This is a genomic window from Cohnella ginsengisoli, assembly GCF_029525555.1.
Taxonomy (GTDB): domain Bacteria; phylum Bacillota; class Bacilli; order Paenibacillales; family Paenibacillaceae; genus Cohnella; species Cohnella ginsengisoli.
In genome coordinates, this window is sequence record NZ_JAPDHZ010000002.1 from 1,969,373 (window position 1) to 1,988,661 (window position 19,289).

The following is a 19,289-nucleotide window of genomic DNA, read 5'->3' on the forward strand; positions in this document are numbered from 1 at the left end:
CGACTATTCTTTTAGCGCGCTGCCGAGCATGCCCGAGATGAAGTGCTTTTGCAGCAGAAGGAAAAAGACGATGATCGGGCCTGTCGCCAGCGTGACGCCCGCCATCACCTGGCCGTAGTCGATGCGGGAAAGGCCGAACAAGCTGGAAAGCGCCACAGGCAAGGTGTACATCTCCTTGGTCTGCACCGCGATGAGCGGCCACAGAAAGCTGTTCCACTGGTACATGAATAGGAAGATCGCCGTCGCGGCCAGCGCGGGCTTGACCGACGGAAGGACGATGCGGCCGAACAGGCCGGCCTCGCTAACGCCGTCGATGCGCCCCGCCTCCATGATCGCGTCGGGAACGGCGAGCAGGTTCTGGCGCATCAGGAAGATGGCGAACGGATAGGCGAGATTGGGCAATATGAGCGCCTGATACGTATTGAGCCACCCCCACGCTGCCATCAGCTTGAACAAAGGAATGATGAGGGCGTGATACGGCACCATCATCGACAGCAGGAACATGCCGAACAGCGCGCTGCGTCCCTTGAACCGGAACTTGGCGAACGCATAGCCGGCCATCGAACAGATCGTCAGGCTCAGCACGGTGTACACAGAGACGACGAACAGCGAGTTGCCCATAACCCGCCAGATACCGATCGTGTCGTTCAAATGACTGACGTTGTCCAGGAACTTTCCCCCCGGCAGCAGGGCGGGCGGCTTGGCGAAGACGCTTCCGCTCTCGCGCGTGGCCGACACTGCCGCCCAATAGAACGGGAACAGCGAGACGAGAGCGCCGACGGAGAGCGCGATATACAATAGCGAGGATAAGCCTCTTCGCTTCATCATGCTTCATCTCCCGTCACCTTGAATTGAACGTAGGTCAGCAGGGCGATCAGCAGCACGATGACATAAGCCAGCGTCGAGGCGTAGCCGAAGTCGAAGTAGCGGAAGCCCGTCTGATACAAATACATGCCGATCGTGAGCGTCGCATCGCTCGGACCGCCCTTCGTGAGCGTATACGGCTCGTCGAACAGCTGCAGCGTGCCGATCGTGCTAAGGATGAAAGTAAACAGCAGAACCGGCTTCAACTGCGGCAGCGTGACGGAGAAAAAGCGGCGCACGGCGCCCGCCCCGTCCAGACCGGCCGCTTCGTATAGCGCCTCGGGGGATGTTTTGCATCGCCGCCAGGTAGATGACCATGTTGTAGCCGGCCCAGCGCCACGTCATCGCCAGGATCAGCGCCGCCTTCGCCCAGATCGGATCGGACAGCCAGGGAATCGCCTTGATGCCGAACGCGCCCAGCAATTGGTTGATCAGCCCGTCGCCCATCAGCATAATGGAGAAAATGATCGAATACGCCACCAGCGAGGTGACGGACGGCATGAAAAAGGAGACGCGGAACAGTCCTTTGAACCGTTTGGCGCCATTCAGCAAGGCGGCCAGGACAATCGCGATGCCCAGCATGAGCGGCACTTGAATAGCGAGCAAAATAAATGTATTTTTGAGCGCGGTCCAGAAGATCCCGTCGTGCGCGAGTCTGCGGTAGTTGTCGAGTCCGGCGAAGCTCAGTTCTCCCCCCTGGCTGGTCTGGAAGCTGAGCCAGAACGAGTACACGATCGGATAAACCATAAAGACGGCAAACAGGATTACCGCCGGCGCCAAAAAATAGTATGGCGCATACGTTTTTGTCTTCATCCCCGGCCCTTCCTTTCCTTTGATGCATGGATAAAAATACGGGAGATTCAGGCCTCATGCCCGAACCTCCCGCGATCGCCGCCTCATGCCGCGATCGAGATCGCTTGCCGAATCAGTTGACGGTCCGCTTCGTACGGTCGGCCAGTCTGCCGGCAGCCGCCTTGAGCGCCTCGGCCGGATCCTTGCCGTTGAATACATCTGCCTGCGCCTTGACCGCTTCGTCCATCGCGATCGCATAATCCTTGGTGTAGTAAGGCGTCGGAATCTGGCTCATCTCTTGTCCGAACAGCTCCCAGATCTTTTGGCCGCCGAAGAACGACACTTCATTTTTGAACGCCGGCATATCGTAGGCGCTGGTGAGCGAAGGGAACAGTCCGTATTTATCCATCGCCATCATTTGCACGTCGCCGGTGGTCGCGAAGTATTCCATAAATTTATAGGCTTCGTCCGCTTTTTTTGGAGCCGGCCGTGATCATCCAGCTGCTGCCGCCGAGGTTGGCCGCGCGATTGCCGCCCTTCTCGAAGGCCGGCAGCTGGAATACGCCCCACTTGCCGTCCGTATCCTTCGCCTGGTCGATAATCGTACCGTAGTACCAGGCGCCGAACGGCACCGTCGCCACGCTGCCGTCGACCGTCGCCGACACCGTGCCGTCCCAGCCGTTGACGTCCTTAACGAGGTCCGCGTCGCCGAACTTCTTTAGCACGGACATCGCCTGAACTGCCTTGGCATTGTTAAAATCGATGTTGCCGGACTTGTCGAAGTAATAAACGCCCAGCTCGTTCATCATCATGCGGAAGTTGGCGTCGTCCTTGAACTTGTCGGCCGGGAACGCGTAGGCGCCGGTCTTGCTCTTGATCGTCTGCGCCGCGGCGAAGAAGTCGTCCCACGTCTCGATGGACGCCGCATCGACGCCGGCCTTTTCGAACAGATCCTTGCGGTAGAACATCCCTGTCGGGCCCGCGTCGAACGGGAAGGCGTAGTACTTGCCGTCCTTGGACGTCAGCTCTTTCTTGAACGCCGGGAACAAGTCCGCCTTGGCGTCGAAGCCCTTGTCGGACAAGTTCAAGAAGCCCTTGGGAAACGCTTCGACATAGCCCTGGATGCGGTCGTCCTCGACCAGGACGATATCGGGCAAGCCCGCGCCGCCTGCGGCCAGGCCGGTGGACAGCTTGTCATACACGTCCAGGCGTCCGATATCCTCCACCTTCAGGCTGACGTTCGGGTGCTCCGCCTGATAGGCGGTCATCGCTTCATTCAGCGCGCCGACGTTGACATTCCACGCCCAGGCCGTCAGTTCGGTTTTCTTGCCTGTATCGGCAGAAGCGCTTGCGCTCCCCGTCGCCGCCGCATTGTTGTTGCCGTTATTGCCGTTCGAGCCGCATGCGGTCGCGACGATTGCGAGAGACAGCAGCATTGCAGAGCCTTTTATGCTTTTAACCATGTGAATAGCCCTCCCGTTATTTAGCCTGATCATATGTTTTTTTGTAAAACCGGGTTCAGCCCTTGACCGCCGAACCGACAGTGAGCGCGCGCTCGACCTGATCGCTGAATATCATGTACAGGATGACGGTCGGGATGCTCGCGATCGTCATGGCGGCGCCCATCGCGCCCCAGTCCGTCGTGAACTGCCCCTGGAAAAACAGCAGGCCGAGCGGCAGGGTCTTGAGCGTCTCCTTGGAGATGAGCACCAGCGCCATCGGGAATTCGTTCCAGGCCGCGAGGAAGACGAAGATGATCATCGTCGCGAGCGCAGGACGGATAATGGGGAGCATGATGCTGAAAAAAGTGCGGTAAATGCTGGCGCCGTCGATGCAGGAGGATTCCTCCAGCTCGATCGGGATGCCTCTGAAGAAGCCGTAAAACACCATCGTCGCAAACGACAGGTTAAAGGAAATGTACGGCACGATCAGCGAGCCGTAAGTGTTCGCCAGGTGAAAATCGCGCATCAGAATCGCCAGCGGGATCATGATGACCTGGACCGGCACGAACATGCCGACGATCATGTAGATGCGCGCCGCGCCGCTGAAGCGAAAGCGCATTCGGGCGATGGCGTAGGAGAACAGCACCGCGAGGGACAAGCTGCCGACGACCGTCGCGCAGGTCACGATCACGCTGTTCAAGAAATAGACGGGAACGTTGAAGCTCTCCCATGCGGTTTTGTAGTTCTCGACGCGGAAGTGAAGCGGCAAGCCGAACGGATTCGTGACGAAAATCTCGTCGTTGCTCTTCAGGGAGTAGGAAATCATCCAGAACAACGGGTAAATCGAAAGCAGCGCATACAGCCACAGGAAGCCGTGCTTGAACGGCTGCCTGTACCAAAGGGGTCTCATTGCTCGCGCCTCCTCTCTAGTAAACGATTCGTTGACGCGCGATAAAACGATTGATCAGCAGGGTGACGATCAGGCATTCGATGACGAGGAAAGCGGCGGAGGCGCTGCCATAGCCATATTCCCCGACCCGGAACGCGGACCGGTACATCATGTAGGTCAGCGTATACGAGCTCGTGCCCGGACCGCCGCCGGTCATAATGTACATATTGGCAAAGGCGTTCAAGCCGCCGGTGATCGCGAAGATCAGGCAAAACTTGTACGTCTCGGCCATCAGCGGAATCGTAATGCGCAGATGCGCCTTGAACTTGCTCGCTCCGTCGATGCGCGCGGCTTCCATATAGTGCTCGGGAACGGACTTGACCGCAGCCAGCAGCAGCGCAAAGTGATAGCCCATATACTGCCAGGCATTTACGGCGGCCAGCGCGTAGATGGCCGTCTTGCTGCCCGAGATCCAATCCTGCCGGTACGAGATGCCGAGCAGCTCGAACACGCGGTTGATGAGTCCGTACTCGGGATTGTACATCGCCATCCACAATTGACAGACGACCGTGATCGACAGCACGACAGGAATGAACACGCTGATGCGTACGAACTTGCGGCCGCGGACTCCCGCTTCGGCGACGGCGAATGCCAGCACCGTGCCGATCGCGATCTGGGCCACGGTGATGACCAACGCGAATACGATGCCGTTGTAGACCGAGGTGTGGAAGAGGCTGTCGTCAAACAGGCGCGTATAATTGCCGAGTCCGATGAAGGTGCCGGGCGTCAGCCCGTCCCAGTCGAACAGGCTGCGGAAGAACACCTGGAGCATCGGATAAAACACGACGACGGAGTAAAGAAGAAGCGCAGGCAGGATAAAAAGCAAAATCGCCGTTTTGTTGCCCAGGTATTTATTCATGTCATCACTACTTTCGTATCGTCATGCGTGTCCGGCGCGCCGCCGGGGACGAGATCCCCGGAAGCCGCGCGCCGGGCGTCGGGCGCCTGCGCGCGGTACTATCGGTACGGTCCGCCAAAGAGGGGATTATTTGGATTGCTCGATCGCCTTGTCGACGTCGCTGGCGAAGCGGTCGGCCGAGTAAGCGCCGGTCAGGAGGGATTGGGAAGCGTCTTCGATCGCGGCTTTGAACTTCGCATTGCCGAGACCCCACGCGAACGCAGTCGTCTTCATGTTGGGGATGTCTTCCGAGAGTTGCTTCATCGTCGGCGGGAATTCCTTTTGCACAGGCAGGTCCACCTTGGTCGCTACGATCGGCGTACCGCGCTGCGTGTACTTGAACTCGGCATACTTCTCGGACAGGAAGGCTGCGACTTCCGCTGCGACTTCCTTGTTCTCGGCGTGCGAGGACACCGCATAGCCGCTCGGACCGCCGCCGCCCGAGAAGTTGTACTTGGCCGCCTCGTAGGCCGCCTCGTCGGATGCCGGGATGTACAGATATCCGAGCTTGTCGCCAAGCGCCTTGGTCGAATCCTCGATCTCCCATTGGCCGTTGATGAACATCGCCGCCTTGCCTTCGCGGAACAGCGCGGCCGCCTGATCGTAGTTCATGCTCGTCGCGCCTTTGGGCAGCAGGCCGGCTTTGACCAGCTCGACCACCTGCTCGGCCGCCTGCTTGTAGGCCGGGTCGCTGGCTTTCGCTTCGCCGCGGTCGAGCTTCAGGATGCCCTCGGGCTCGGTCCGCGTGACGAACATGTCATAGAGGACGACCGCAGGCCATTTTTCCTTCGCGAACATGGAGAGAGGCGTGACGCCTGCTGCCTTGAACGTCTTGACGGCGGCCAGCAGGTCGGCGTACGTCTTGGGCTCCTGCACGTTGTTCGCCGCGAAGATCTCCTTGTTGTAGAACAGCAGTCCCACTTCGTTGCCGGCATACGGGAAGGCGTAGCTGTGTCCGTCCTCGGTGACCAGCGTGTTCATCGTGCTCGGATACATCTTGTCCTTGAAACCGAGCTTGTCGACGTATTCGTCCAGTTGGAGAATATTATTGGAATTTTTAAACGTATTGATGATGTCCAGGTTCGCTTGGAAAATATCCGGGAGCGTGCCCATCGCCGCATACGTCTTCAGCTTCTGGCCGTCGTCCTGCGCCTGAATGTCCAGCTCCATCTCCACGTTCGGCATCGCTTTTTTAAGCTCCGCCACGGCATAGTCGTAAGGAAGCTTCGTATCGTCGTCGGAATATTGGGCGTAAATTTTCAGCTTGACCGGCTTCTGCGCATCCGCGCTCGGACTTGCGCTCTCGCTGGCCGCGGCGCTGCCGGAAGCGCTCGGACTTGCGCTTTTGGAGGCGCCCGCCTCGTTTTCGTCGTTCGCTCCGCAAGCCGTAAGCGCGCTGATGAGCAGCGTCGCGCTAAGCAGCAATGACCATTTTTTCATTTTCCCCTGACCTCCGATATATCGTTCGTTATTCTCGACTGGAACTATGGCTTAATTATAGGCACCGGTCCGCATGAAGATAATGGAGAGAACGATGCGGATTTGTAAAATCCGCGCATCTGTCTCGCGCGGATCGGAGTCGTCCTATTTTTTGCCGTGCGTCAGCCGCGCTCTCTGAGCACATTTTCGTATTCGCTCGGCGGCCGCCCGAAAAACTTTTTGAAGCTTTTGCTGAAATAGCTGAGGTCGCTGTAGCCGGTCGCCTCCGCCACGTGCGCCAGCTTCACATTGCCTTCTCCGAGCATGTCCCTGGCTTTGTGCATCCGCACATGCGTTATATAGTCGGACAGCGTCATGCCCAGCTCCTTTTTGAATACCGCCCGCAAATAGCTCGCATTAATAAAGGCATGGCCGGCGACCCGGTCCACGCCAAGCTCCGGGTCCGCATAGTGCTGCTCCACGTACGCTTTGGCCGAGCGGGCGATGATGGAGGCGCGCGTTTTTTTGTGCTGTCGCGCATAGGCGGACGCCTGCATGAACAGGTTCGTAATCCACGTCTCCGCTTGCTGGACCGTGCCGAGCCGCTGAATCTCGCTGTAGGGAAAGAAGTGCTCGCCGAAGCAGTCCTCGATCGGATGTCCGGCTTCGCTAATGTAGCTCAGACAGACAGAGACGAGGCCCATGCAGACGACGTACGTATAGTCGATGGACAGCTTCTGCTCGCGGACCGACCTGAACAGCTCGCCAAGCCGCTCCGCCAGACGACTGTCGTCGGCCATCCGCAGGTCATGCAGCAGCGCCTCCTTGTTCTCTAGCGGATATTGACTGAGCGAGGATGCTCCTTTGGCCGACGCGTCATAGCGAATGACCCGGTCGCAGCCGAGCACGAACTTGTTCTGAAGCGCGGCGAGCGCTTCCTTGTAGGAATCGGCGATGTGCGCCGTTCCCTCGTAGCCGTTGCCGACGCCGACCGTGATCGTAAATTTCAGGTAGCGCTTGATGAGCGCGCACAGCCGCTCGTAGGCTTCAAGCCCGGGTGCGCCCGAGGCTCCCCCCGCAGAAGCGGCATGGCCGATCAGGCAGACGATCCGGCCCTCCGGCCCGTTGAAGATCATGGGTTTGCCGTCGTCCTCCATCGCCTCCGCCAGGATGTTGCTGACCGCGTACTTCCACAGCAGCCGCTCGCTGACCTCGCTCCATTTGCGGTCCATATCGTCGATCTCGATGCATGCGACCGTATAGGCCGGCCGGTCCAGACGGAGATCGTACGCCTCCAGCTGGCGAATCGTCGTCGCTGCCTTTTCCGTCTGCCGTTCGCTTACCAGCCGGTTCAGGAGCCCTTCCTTCATCAGCTGGACGCTCGACTGCAGCGTCGCCTTTTCCTCTAGCGCCTTGTGGTGGTGCTGCTGCAGCTTGAGCAGCGTCAGGAGCAGCTCCTCCTTGGAGAAGGGCTTCAGAATATAGTCCTCGACGCCGAGCTTCAGGGCGCGTCTGGCATAGTCGAATTCATTGTGCCCCGTGACGAGCACGACGCTCGTAGCCGGATACTCCCGCTTGAGCCGTTCGGCAAGCTCAAGCCCGTCCATGAACGGCATCGTAATGTCCACCAGCGCGATATCCGGGGGCTGCGCAGCCGCCAGTTCAAGCGCCTCGAGCCCGTGCTTGGCCTCCCCCGCGATCCGGAAGCCGTATCGCTCCCAGTCGATGACGCGCCGCAAATATTCGCGGAAGATCAGCTCGTCGTCCGCGATCAGAATGTTCATCATGGATTGTCGCCTCCGTCTGGATAGAATGACTGATCGTCCGGCTCAAGCATGCAGGGCAGAAGAATCGTGACCCTCGTTCCCTTTCCCGGCTCGCTCTCGATTCGAACGCCGTGCATTTCGCCGAAGTACAGCCTGACCCGCTCGTGTACGCTGCGCAGACCGTAGGAGACCGGCCGCTTCTTGTCGTCGACGCCGCCAAGCGCGTCGCGGATGCGCGCCTCCGACATGCCGGTGCCGTTGTCCTCGACCGTCAGCACCATCCGCTCGCCCTCCCGCCGTCCTCTGACGATTAGATGTCCGAAGCCGCTCTTCGTCTTCAGCCCGTGGTAGATCGCGTTCTCGACGAGCGGCTGCAGCGTCAGCTTGAGCATGGGGCAGGGCAGCAGCGACTTGTCCACGTAGATCTGATAGTCGAAGACATCCGAGTAACGAATTTTCTGGATGGACAAATAATCCCTCAGACCGTTCAGCTCTTCCTCCAGCGTGATCTGCTCGCTGCCCTTGCTCAGCACGATGCGGTAATAGTCCGCGAGCGCCTTCGTCGTGCGCTGCACGTCCTTGGGGCGGTCCATTTGCGAGAGCGTGTAGATGACGTCAAGCGTGTTGTACAAAAAATGCGGCTTGATCTGCGACTGGATCAGCGCCAGCTCGTATTCGCGCTTTTCGCGCTGCTCGATCTTCACGTGCTGGAGCAGATCCTGGATGCGCGCGATCATCGTATTGAAGCCGGACGCGAGCAGGCCGAGCTCGTCGTTCGTCCGCACGCCGATCCGCATGTCGAGATTGCCTTCCTTGACCATCTTCATGCTGCGGGCCATGCGGACGATCGGGATGGCGATCAGCCGGTTCAGAATGGCGGCGCCCAGCAGCGCGAATAAAAAGCAGATCCCGCCAATGACGGCGATCAGCAACGTCACCTGCTGCACATCGTGCGTAAGCGTCTCATAAGGGATCGCCGCGATGAATTGCCAGTCGAGAAACGAAAAGCCGGAGCGCGCCACGAGCAGCTTGCCTTCGTCGAAGCTGCCGATCGTCGTCGCCTCGGAAGCGCCTTCGATCCAGCCGCGAAGCGCTTCGTCCTTGACCGGCAGCAGAAGATCCTCTCTCTGCTGCGAGGAGATGACGGTCCCCTTGTCGTCGGCGATAAAAAAAGGCGCCCTCTCCGAACGAGCCGATGCTCCGATACACCGCAGAGAAAGCCTCCTCGCGGATGTTCAGCACGATCGAGCCGATCGGCTTGCCCGTATTGATATTGAATACGCGCTTGCCGAGGGTCAGCACCGCCTGTCCGGGATCCGGCGTCAGATAGCTTCTGCGCGCCATCGGAAACCATAAATTTTCCCCGCTAGTCCCGTCGATTCGTTCGACAATGTCCGTCTGCAGCACGTCTTGGTCGCCGCGTTCGAGCCGGGGATCCGTCGCGTACACGCGGCCCTGGAGATCGATGAACGCCGCGCTGTTCACCTCCGGGAATACGAGGATCGAGAAGCTGAGCTGATTGAGGATGCGCGCCGCCTCGGAGATGTCCGGATCGCCTCCGCCCACTTGCGCGCCCGATTCCTGAATGACGCGGTCCAGATTGATCGCCAAAATGTTCGCACAGCTCTGGGCGTTCGCCAAAATGCCGTTGATTCGCGTGATGATCAGCGACGAGTTGTCCCCCACGCCCTTGATCGTCTTGTCGACCAGCGACTGCGTATAGATGCGATTGGAGGCGATGCCGAGCGCCAGCAGCGGGATCAGAATGAGCGGCAGATAAATGGCCATGATTTTGTTGCGGATGAATTGATTGCCGAACAATTTGCCCAGTTTGTCCGTTCTCATTCGTCATTTCTCCCTTGCAATTCGTTTGTAAAACTCCGGGAAGTCTGGCATATTTAAAACTGAAACGACGTAGAGATGTCATCGTCGCAAGCGAGAGCTTCGCGGCGGGCGACGCCGGGGAAGGTGAAGTGGCATGGCGACGCTAAAAGCGATAGCCGAGCGGGTCGGCGTATCGATCGCGGCCGTCTCCCGCGTGTTGAACGGGGACGCGACGCTGTCGATCGCGGACACCAAGCGCAAGCTCATATTCGATATCGCCGAGGAGATCGGCTACAAGACGCCGCGAGGACGCGCGGTCGCGGCCGCCCGCAAATGCCGGATCGGCGTTGTCAGCTGGTACTCGGATCTGGAAGAGATGGCCGATCCCTATTACCTGGCGATCCGGCTCAGCATCGAGCGGGAGTGCCTGACGCGCGGGTTCGAGATGGCGCGGCTCTATCTCCGGGACGACGGCCTCGCTTCAGACTCGGCTCAAGCGGTCGACGGCGTCATCTCGATCGGACATTTCAGACCGGAGGATATCGCCCGCTTGTCGGCGCTGTCGCACGCCTGCGTCTTCGTCGACTCTTCGCCCGACGAGCGCCGGTTCGACGCCATCGTCATCGACAAGCGCAGAGCCGTCGACGAGGCGCTCGCGCATCTATACGAGCTGGGACACCGGGAGATCGGCTACATCGGCGCCCGCATCGTCATCGGCGGCCACCACGTTCCCGACGACCGGGAGAGCGCTTGCCGCGATTGGCTGGAGGCGCGGGGCTTGTACCGGCCCGGGCATATCCGCCTTGGAGAGCGGCTCTGCTCGGAGGAAGGGTATCTGCTCATGCGGCAGGCGCTGGAAGCGGACAGCCGCCCCACCGCCTTTTTGATCCAGAACGACTCGATGGCGGCCGGCGCGCTGCGCATGCTGCACGAAGCCGGCGTGCAGGTCCCGCGCGAAGTCTCTCTTGTCGGCTTCAACGACAACACCATATCCGCGTACCTTGAGCCGCCGCTCACGACCGTCAAGGTTCATGTCGACTACATGGGCGAGGCCGCGGTCGGCTTGTTGGCCGACAGGCTCGAGACCCGAAGAGACATTTGCAAAAAAGATCGTCCTCCCGACGCGGCTGGTCGTCCGGGCAAGCACTTGCGAAATGTAACTGAAGACGACGCTTCCAGACCGCCTCCATTGCCGGAGGCGGTCTTATTTTGCGATTTTCCGGCGTTACGTCATGCGAGATATGCACCTAATCTTACTGATATTCCACCCCGTTTGCACCCTATTTTTAGCGCGAGGCGTTTTTTTGGTAAAATTATGTTTGATTTTTTACTAAAATTAAACTAAAGTATAGCCATCGACTGGAACCGTTTACAATTGATCGCTGGGAGGGAGAGCCGAAAAGCCCGTTTTAACTCGGATGCACGCCAATCGTCTTCATTCGCTTCACTGCTTGAATCCCCACCCATCCCATTCCATTCCCTTTTAAGGAGGACTTTCCACTTGCATACATTCGTTACCCGGTACGGGCGCAGATGGTCGATGCTAACGCTGGCCCTGCTCGTACTGATCGGCGTGCTGCCCTTGTCCGCCCAGGCTGCTGCAGACGACGCGCAGCCCCGCTTTTATGTAGACCGCTATTATTCCGCCAGCCTCGGCAAAGAAATGACCTATCGCGTCTATCTGCCGGACGGCTACTACAACGGCAACCAGCGCTATCCCGTCGTCTATATGCTGCATGAAGAAGGTCAATCGAGCCGGCAGTTCGAGGACGACCGCCTTCAGGACAGCCTCGACCAATGGATCGCCGAAGGGACGATTCAGAAAATGATCGTCGTTATGCCCGATACGAGCGGCGACAGCTGGTTCGTCAACCAGGACGGCGGACGCTGGGAGGACCTGATCGCAAGCGATCTCGTTCCCGTCATCGACCAGCGCTATCCGACGATCGCCCTGCCCGCCTTCCGGGGCATCAGCGGCGTCTCGATGGGCGGCTTCGGCGCCTTCGTCCTCGGCATGCGGCATCCCGAGCTGTTCGGCTCGATCGCCAGCCACATGGGCGCGCTCGACCGCACCGTGGGCGGCCTGCAGCCGCTCGCGCTGATCAAGGGCAAGACGGCCGCCGCGCTTAAAGCCTACCAGTACTATCTGGACGGCGGCACGGACGATCCGATGACCTACGCGACGAACTCCACGAACGACATTCACGCCTACTTCCGCGCCAATAATGTCGCGCACGGCTATCAGTCGCGTCCGGGCGGTCACGACAAAGCCTACTATCTGACCTATTTGAACCGCTCGTTCATGATGCACAGCGCGAGCTTCGCCAAAGGGCTGCTGAGCGGCTCCTTCGCCGCGTCGCCGCAGGCCATCAGCGTCGACGACACGAAGGTCAACGTGAGCTTCACCGTCAACCTGAACCGTACATCCGTGGCGAACGCCGTTTACGAGAATCGCGCCAATAGCGCATTTAATCTGAATGTCAGCCTCAAGGTGAGCGACCCGGGCAGCAACGCCGCGCTGTATACGGCGAATACGAGCCTGGGCAACGTCGTTCAAAATTCGAGCCTGTCGAGCTTCACGGGCAGCTTCACAGTGCCGGTATCCGCGTTGGGCTCGCTCAAGAGCACGAATCTGACGCTCGATGCCAAAATCCTCGGCACCTCGTTCACGCTGGGCACGAAGCCGCTGATCCGCGTCGCGCCTACGGGAACGCTGCCTGAAGACCAACAGATCGATCTGCTTGGCGACTGGCGGTTCACGAAGGATACTTATCCGACCGCCTCGATCAACGGCGCGGACGAAAGTCTGGACACGTCCGGCTGGAGCGTCGTGCAGCCCGGACTGGATTGGTGGACGGACGGCTTCGGCGGCTACGCGGGGCTGAACAACTACTACGGAGCTGCCTGGTACGTGAAAAAGTTCGACGTGCCGGCCGACTTCCCGATGGAAGATCTGACGCTGATGGCCGGCAAAATCGACGATGCGGATATGACGTATATCAATGGCCGCCTGGTCGGCGAGACTGGCTTCAGCAACGGCGTCTACACGAGCTCGTTTTGGGCGGCGTCGCGCGAATACGCGATCCCTTCCGATCTGCTGCGCCGCGGCGGGACGAATACGATCGCCGTACGGATGTACAATCAGAACGGCGGCGGCGGCTGGTATGCCGGACCGATTGGCATCTACACCAAGGCGGCGGCGCAAAAAAGTCAAAAATCTGCCCTCGCAGGTGCCGGCCGATGAGATCGCCGGCGCGGTGAAGACGCTGGCGCAGGCGCAGTTCGACGCGATCGGCCGGAAGGACAGCGCCGGTTATGCGGCGACGCTGTCGGCGCAATATTTTAACGGCGGCACCGACAAGCTGACGGCCGTCGCGGAGAAGAAGGCCTGGTTCGACGCGTACAAGTCGCTCAAGACGACTGTTCAAAGTCCTTATGTATTCGAGCTGGACGGACGGTACCTGTATACGGCGCAGACGACCGTCGTCGGCACGCTGGACGACGGCACTGAAGTGACGGTCCGGCAAGGCAGCGTCTCTCAATACTACGCCTTCGAAGACGGCGCGCCCAAAGAGACGGGCGATCAAAAGCTGTTCTACAAAACGTCGTTCTACTCGGAGAGCGCGCAGCGGAACGTGTCGTTCCGCATCTACCTGCCGCCTTCGTACGCGAGTAACCCCGACAAGCGTTATCCGTCGGTCTACCTGTTCCACCAGTTCAACAGCGACAGCGAATCGTTCGAGATCGACAAGATCGACCGTGTCCTGAACCAGGGCGTGGCTAACGGCTCCATGAAGGACATGATCGTCGTCATGCCCGACTCCTCCGGCACCAGCTGGTGGGTCAACGGAAGCGGCGCGAACGGCGTCAAATGGCAGGACATGGTCGTGAAGGATCTCGTGCCGTTCGTCGACGGCCACTACCGCACGATCGACGATGCGCGGTACAGAGGCACGTCCGGCGTCTCCATGGGCGGCTTCGGCTCCTTTGTCATCGGCCTGAAGTACCCGGACCTTTTCTCCTCGATCGCGAGCCACATGGGCGCGCTGAGCTTCGCGCAGCAGGGCCAGGATCCGATCGCCATTCTGAAGAGCTATCCGATCGACGCGCTGAAGCGGTACGCGATCTATCTTGACTCCGGCAATCTGGACGTCTACAAGTTCGACGTACCGGTCAATACGGTGCACAAGTATTTGATGGAAAACGGCGTGCCGCACTACGCGGAGGTTCGGGACGGCGCGCATGACAGCGTGTTCTACACGAAGTCGATCGACCTGTCGTTCGCGCAGCACAGCCGTCACTTCGCTGCTTCGAACGCACCTGACGGCGTGCTGAAGGGCACGCTCGCGATCGCGAAGGACGACAGCAGCAAGACCGTTCAAGCCAAGTATACGGTCGAGGCGACCGAGGCGATCGCCGCCTATGCGGATCATATCCTCGCTTCTCCGTATCTCGTCGAAGCCGATCCGCAGCTTGAGATTCCGGTCACGCTGGAAATCTACGACGCCAAGGGCGAGAAGGTCGCAAGCGTCCGCGACCGGCTGAGCACGCGCGGCGCCGCAGCGCTGAACGATCAATGGACGCTGCCGGAGCTCGACGAGAAGGGCGCCTACGACATCGTCCTCAAGGCGTCGCTGCTCGACCGTACGTACGAGCTCGGACGGATCGCATGGAAGCCGGCAGCAGGAAACGGCGATGGCGGCAGCGGCAGCAACGGCGGCAGCGGCGGCGGAAACAACGGTGGCAGCGGCGGCTCCGGCACGACGCCGACCGATCCCGTGACGACCGCGGGCGAGACCGTGTCCGCGACGGCGGCAATCGTACAGTCCGCGATCGACGGCAAGACGGATCTGCAGCTGTCCGCCAAGGACGGCAGCAGACTGTCCATTCCTTACGAAAATCTGGCGCAGTTCCAAGCGGCCGCAGGCGCGGAAAAAGTGAAAGCACTGATCTGGGCAATCAAGCCGGTCTCCGACAACGATCGGGAAGCGCTTCTGCAGCAAGGCGGCGTACAGCTCGGCGGCAGCCTCCGCGCAGCCGGCGAATTCGTCGACTTATCGCTGACGGCGCAGCTGGAGAACGGCACGACGCTCCCGCTCGGCCAGTCATTCGCCAAGCCGGTGAAGCTCCAATTGAAGGTGTCCGCCGATGCAGATCCGGAGCTGACGGGCATCTACTATTGGGATGCGAACGGCAAGGCGCAGTACGCGGGCGGCAAATGGAACGCTGCCGCAGGCACCGTCTCCGCCGACCTCTCCCATTTCAGCAGATACGGAGCGCTGACCTTCTCCAAGACGTTCGGCGATGTGCCTGCCGGCCATTGGGCGAACAGAGCGGTTCAGGTTCTGTCGGCCAGACAGATCGTCTCGGGCGTCGGCGCAGATCAGTTCGCGCCCGGACGCAGCATCACCCGCGCCGAATTCGCGGCGCTCATCGTTCGCACGCTCGGCCTCGAAGCCGACGGCGGCGCGTCCAATCCCTTTGCCGATATCGCGACGGACAGCTGGTACGCGTCGGCTGTCGCCGCCGCCTATCAGCACGGGATCGTGAAGGGCAAGAGCGACGTCTCCTTCGCGCCGAACGCTACGATCACAAGAGAAGAAATGGCCGTCATGATCTACAATGCGCTGAAGCTGTCCGGCTCCGGCGAGGAGCTTGACGTCGATACGAACGCGCTGAGCGGGTACGCGGACGCCGGAGCGATTCATGACTGGGCGAAGACGCCGCTGAGCGCGCTCGTGAAGCTCGGCCTCCTGAAGCGGCAAGTCCGCTGCAAGCATCGCGCCTTCGCAGTCGGCTACGCGCGCCGAAGCGGCGCAAATGCTCTACAACTGGACAAAATCGACTAACGCCTTATTCTGATGCACGAAAGAGACTCCGCCCCCGTCACGCCGGGAGGCGGAGTCTCTTTGCATGCGGCGCTTGCGGTCTATTTGCTCTTCAGCCCCAGCGCTTGCTTAAGCTTCGTGAACACTTCCGTGTTCTCGTAGATGCCGGTGAAGAGCTGCGCATTGCGGCCCATAGCGGTAATCGGCACGTCGACCGCCGTGTGGCCGGAAGTCGTCCAATCAACGACGAAGTTATGGTCGGAGCCGACGATTTGGAACGGTCCGTCTTCCTTGGAGATGCCGTCGCCCGACTCGTCTTCCGCGTTTGCTTCCTCGATCGAGAAACCGCCGGTCTCGTGGTCGGCGAGCACCAGTACGAGCGTTTCCGGATGCTTCTTGGCGAAGTCCTTGGCGACCTGGACGGCTTGGTCCAGCTGCTGGCCGGCTTTGATCGTCATCTTGGCGTTGTTCTGGTGAGCGAACTCGTCCGTGCCTTCTTCTTCGACCATCAGGAAGAAGCCCTTTTTTGTTACTGGACAGCGTGTCGATCGCTTTTTTGGTCATCTCGGGCAGCGAAACGATCGGATTGTAGATGTCGCCTTCGCCTTCGGGCTTTTGCTGGAACATCTCTTCGTTGGAGAACAGTCCGAGCAGCTTGCCGCCCTTCGCTTTTTGCAGATCCGCCTTGTTCGAGACGTAGCTGTAGCCAAGCGATTTGGCCTTGTCGATCAGGTTGCCTTGCGTGCCCTTGCTCTTCTCGGAAGGATCCTCGGCCGGCTCGTCCTGGAACTTGCCCGGGTTGCCCGCAGGGTACCAGAAGTCCTCGCCGCCGCCAAGAATGACGTCGATCTTGCTCTTGGTCAAATATTGCAGCGCGATGTCGCTTTGCTTAGAACGGTCTTCGACGTGCGCGCCGAAAGCCGCGCCGGTAGCGTCGGTGACTTGGCTCGTCGTGACGACGCCCGTCGATTTGCCTTTATCCTTGGCGTATTCCATGATCGTCTTGACCGATTTTTTGTCGGCGTCCATGCCGATCGCGCCGTTGTAAGTCTTGACGCCGCTGGCATAGGCGGTCGCAGAAGCCGCCGAATCCGTGACCGGCACCGTGGAGCTCGTATGAATCAAACCGACGTAAGGCATGGCGTCCATCGCCAGATTGCCCTTTTCGCCGACCGTCGCGAGGCGGATGGCGTCGCGTTGCGCTGCGCCCATGCCGTCTCCGACGAACAGGATGACATTTTGCGTTTGAGGGGATGCCGCGTCCGCGCGGTCCTGCGTTTGAACGGTGACGGCGCTGGCGGTCAGAAGGGCTGCCGTCATCGTACCGGCCAGCGTAGCTTTGAACACTTTCTTGTCTCGAAGTTTCATCGTTTCCCCTCCACATTTGGTATACAAGCTTATACTAGAACGTTTTCGTTAAGCGCGTGTTTTGAATATATGTGCCGAACGTAAAATGCCGTCGATTTTTCAGTTTACAAGAAGCCGGCATTTGCTATAGTAGAGAGTGCGCTTGCGGCAATCGTCCGCATCGATAGAAGCGATGAACTGAGGGACTGTCGAGTTGAACCGAAAACGATGGAAATGGGCAAGCATCGTCGCCGGCGGCGCGGCCGCGGCCGTCGCCGCGACCGTGTACGCTTTCACGTACACGGGCACGAATATTTATCCGAACAAAGACAAGCATCACGCCATGCTGCGGCTCGAGGACATCGGCCCCGGCGGCGAATACGGCACGCCGGAAGCGCTCGGCAAGCTGCGTGCGGTGCTGGAGTATATCGAATCCGAAGGCATTCCTTTTCAAATGGCCGTCATCCCGCGCAGCATCCGCCTGGGAGACGACGGCGTCTGGCAAGAGCGCGGCATCGACGATCCGCAGCCCGATGCCGTCACGCAGTCGCTGGTCCGGCTGCTCAGGCAAGCCGAGGACAACGGCGGCGCGCTGGGCATGCACGGTTACACCCATCAATATGGAGAAACCGTCATGAAGGGCGACGGACAGAACTCCGGCACCGGCTACGAATTCAAGGTTCCCGGGGCGTCCGGGACCAAGGATACCGGATACGCGGCCGCTCGCATCGAGAGCAGCCTGGCGGCCTTCGAGAAGGCCGGACTCCGCCCCGCCTTCTGGGAATCGCCGCATTACCGGGATACGCGCGCGCAGGAGAAGGTGTTCCGCTCCTATGTCGGCATCCTCTACGAGCCGGACCTGTTCTCCCTCCGTTCCTTCAAGGACATGAACATGTACGAGAGCCGCAATACGTACGGACAGGACAGCCTCGGCTCGGTCTACGTGCCCGCTCCCCTTAGCTATATAACGGACGACGCCTCGGTGGACAAGCTGCTTCGAAAGGCGAAAACATACGACGGGCTGGCTTCGCTCTTTTTCCACCCGTTCCTCGAGTTTCCCGCGCTGGAGCCGGTGACGGGCGCGGACGGCCAGACGCAAATGAAGGACGGCCTGCCGGTCTACCGGTACAAAGAAGACGGCGCGCCATCCAAACTGCACAAGATCGTAGAGGGGCTTGACCGCGAGGGCTATCGATGGCTGTCGCTGAACGAGGTCGTCCCCTTTACGCCGGCGCAACGAGTGACGCTGCCGCTCGGCACGGCCGCGGACGACGTGATGACGGGAGACGTGACCGGGAGCGGGCATGCGGACGTCGTCGTGCGCGAGCCGCATCGGATCTCGGTCATCCCGGGCGAATACGGCATGCCGCGCAACAGGCCCCAGGCGGCGGCCCAGGTCTGGCTCAAGGCCGAGTTTCCGCCGCAAGTACGACTGCTGCTGGCCGATCTGGACGCCGACGGCAAGCAGGATCTCGTCGCGTACGATTCAGGGACGGGGGCAATTCGCGTCAGCCCGGCAGAGGACGGGCGGTTCGCCGAACCCGTGTCTGCGGGCACGCTGCCGGCCGGTCTCGATCGGCTGCTGCCCGTCCGGTGGAAGAATGGCAAGATGGCTATGCTGGCGCGCAGCGACGGAAAACTCATCTTGTTTTCTTACAAGGACGGCCGCTTCGCCGCCTCCGCCGAACGGCTGGCCGCGCTGCCGACGGACGCCGCGCTCTATGCGGGCCGCTTCCTGGACAAGGACCGCGACGACGCGCTATACGCGTCCGCGTCGGAAGGCGGCTTGTCCATCGTTCGGACGGGAGGGGAAAACTTGTCCGGGCAAGCTCCCGTAGCGGTGACAGGCTTCACCCTGAAAAAAGGCGAGCAGCTGCTCATCGGCGATACGGACGGCGACGGACTCGACGACCTCGTCGCCTATGCCGCGAAGACCGGCGTCTGGCGCGTATACGCGAACGAAGGCGGCGGCCGGTTCGAGCCGCTCGACAACGCCTTCGGCCCTTGGGCCGCTTGGCGCGGCCGCATCGGAATCGCCGCCGACTTCGACGGCAACGGCAAGGCCGACATCGCCGCTTACGATCCGCGGACGCGCGCGCTCGATCTTTCCCTTTCTTTCCGCAACCCAAGACCGACACCCTAATCCGAGAGGAAATGATC

General features: G+C 60.3%; 15 protein-coding genes and 1 pseudogene. 4 read left to right on the forward strand and 12 right to left on the reverse strand.

Annotation, left to right across the window (positions count from 1 at the left end):
* Window positions 1–3: 3 nt before the first annotated feature.
* From OMP38_RS09300 to OMP38_RS09345, 11 genes are all read right to left on the reverse strand, one after another.
* A complete protein-coding gene (locus tag OMP38_RS09300; protein WP_277564823.1) occupies window positions 4–828 on the reverse strand; it encodes a carbohydrate ABC transporter permease in 825 nt (274 codons plus the stop codon).
* A complete protein-coding gene (locus OMP38_RS34585; RefSeq protein ID WP_338130447.1) occupies window positions 825–1,103 on the reverse strand; it encodes a carbohydrate ABC transporter permease in 279 nt (92 codons plus the stop codon). The genes OMP38_RS09300 and OMP38_RS34585 overlap by 4 nt, the downstream gene beginning before the upstream one ends.
* Window positions 1,036–1,677 (reverse strand): carbohydrate ABC transporter permease, encoded by a 642-nt coding sequence (locus OMP38_RS09305; protein WP_338130448.1) that lies wholly within the window; start codon window positions 1,675–1,677, stop codon window positions 1,036–1,038. Before OMP38_RS09305 ends, OMP38_RS34585 begins: the two co-directional genes overlap by 68 nt.
* A 112-nt stretch (window positions 1,678–1,789) precedes the next feature.
* Complete coding sequence (locus OMP38_RS09310) at window positions 1,790–2,107, reverse strand: type 2 periplasmic-binding domain-containing protein (RefSeq protein ID WP_277564824.1); 318 nt, start codon at window positions 2,105–2,107, stop codon at window positions 1,790–1,792.
* Window positions 2,108–2,111: 4 nt separating this feature from the next.
* A complete protein-coding gene (locus OMP38_RS09315) occupies window positions 2,112–3,119 on the reverse strand; it encodes an ABC transporter substrate-binding protein (RefSeq protein ID WP_277564825.1) in 1,008 nt (335 codons plus the stop codon).
* 55 nt (window positions 3,120–3,174) lie between these two features.
* A complete protein-coding gene (locus OMP38_RS09320) occupies window positions 3,175–4,008 on the reverse strand; it encodes a carbohydrate ABC transporter permease (protein WP_277564826.1) in 834 nt (277 codons plus the stop codon).
* 16 nt (window positions 4,009–4,024) lie between these two features.
* Window positions 4,025–4,906 (reverse strand): carbohydrate ABC transporter permease, encoded by an 882-nt coding sequence (locus OMP38_RS09325; RefSeq protein ID WP_277564827.1) that lies wholly within the window; start codon window positions 4,904–4,906, stop codon window positions 4,025–4,027.
* A gap of 126 nt (window positions 4,907–5,032) precedes the next feature.
* Window positions 5,033–6,385, reverse strand: a complete 1,353-nt coding sequence (locus tag OMP38_RS09330; RefSeq protein ID WP_277564828.1) for an ABC transporter substrate-binding protein — start codon at window positions 6,383–6,385, stop codon at window positions 5,033–5,035.
* Between the two features lie 161 nt (window positions 6,386–6,546).
* Window positions 6,547–8,151 carry a response regulator gene (locus OMP38_RS09335; RefSeq protein ID WP_277564829.1) on the reverse strand — a complete coding sequence of 535 codons (1,605 nt, stop codon included), beginning with the start codon at window positions 8,149–8,151 and terminating at the stop codon, window positions 6,547–6,549.
* Window positions 8,148–9,152 carry a sensor histidine kinase gene (locus tag OMP38_RS09340; protein WP_277564830.1) on the reverse strand — a complete coding sequence of 335 codons (1,005 nt, stop codon included), beginning with the start codon at window positions 9,150–9,152 and terminating at the stop codon, window positions 8,148–8,150. Before OMP38_RS09340 ends, OMP38_RS09335 begins: the two co-directional genes overlap by 4 nt.
* Complete coding sequence (locus OMP38_RS09345) at window positions 9,094–9,975, reverse strand: hypothetical protein (RefSeq protein ID WP_277564831.1); 882 nt, start codon at window positions 9,973–9,975, stop codon at window positions 9,094–9,096. The genes OMP38_RS09340 and OMP38_RS09345 overlap by 59 nt, the downstream gene beginning before the upstream one ends.
* A 133-nt stretch (window positions 9,976–10,108) precedes the next feature.
* Here OMP38_RS09345 and OMP38_RS09350 point away from each other — a divergent pair, with 133 nt between their 5' ends.
* The 3 genes from OMP38_RS09350 to OMP38_RS09360 all read left to right on the forward strand — a co-directional run bounded on the left by OMP38_RS09350 (window position 10,109) and on the right by OMP38_RS09360 (window position 15,803).
* Complete coding sequence (locus OMP38_RS09350) at window positions 10,109–11,299, forward strand: LacI family DNA-binding transcriptional regulator (protein WP_277564832.1); 1,191 nt, start codon at window positions 10,109–10,111, stop codon at window positions 11,297–11,299.
* A gap of 156 nt (window positions 11,300–11,455) precedes the next feature.
* Window positions 11,456–13,198, forward strand: a complete 1,743-nt coding sequence (locus tag OMP38_RS09355) for an alpha/beta hydrolase-fold protein (RefSeq protein WP_277564833.1) — start codon at window positions 11,456–11,458, stop codon at window positions 13,196–13,198.
* The gene (locus OMP38_RS09360) at window positions 13,119–15,803 is read left to right on the forward strand and encodes an S-layer homology domain-containing protein (protein ID WP_277564834.1); all 2,685 of its coding nucleotides are present in this window, start codon (window positions 13,119–13,121) and stop codon (window positions 15,801–15,803) included. Before OMP38_RS09355 ends, OMP38_RS09360 begins: the two co-directional genes overlap by 80 nt.
* Before the next feature lie 80 nt (window positions 15,804–15,883).
* On the opposite strand, the pseudogene OMP38_RS09365 reads toward OMP38_RS09360, so the two are convergent.
* Window positions 15,884–17,150, reverse strand: a pseudogene (locus OMP38_RS09365) (alkaline phosphatase).
* 193 nt (window positions 17,151–17,343) lie between these two features.
* Here OMP38_RS09365 and OMP38_RS09370 point away from each other — a divergent pair.
* The gene (locus OMP38_RS09370) at window positions 17,344–19,272 is read left to right on the forward strand and encodes a DUF2334 domain-containing protein (RefSeq protein WP_277564835.1); all 1,929 of its coding nucleotides are present in this window, start codon (window positions 17,344–17,346) and stop codon (window positions 19,270–19,272) included.
* Window positions 19,273–19,289: the final 17 nt, after the last annotated feature.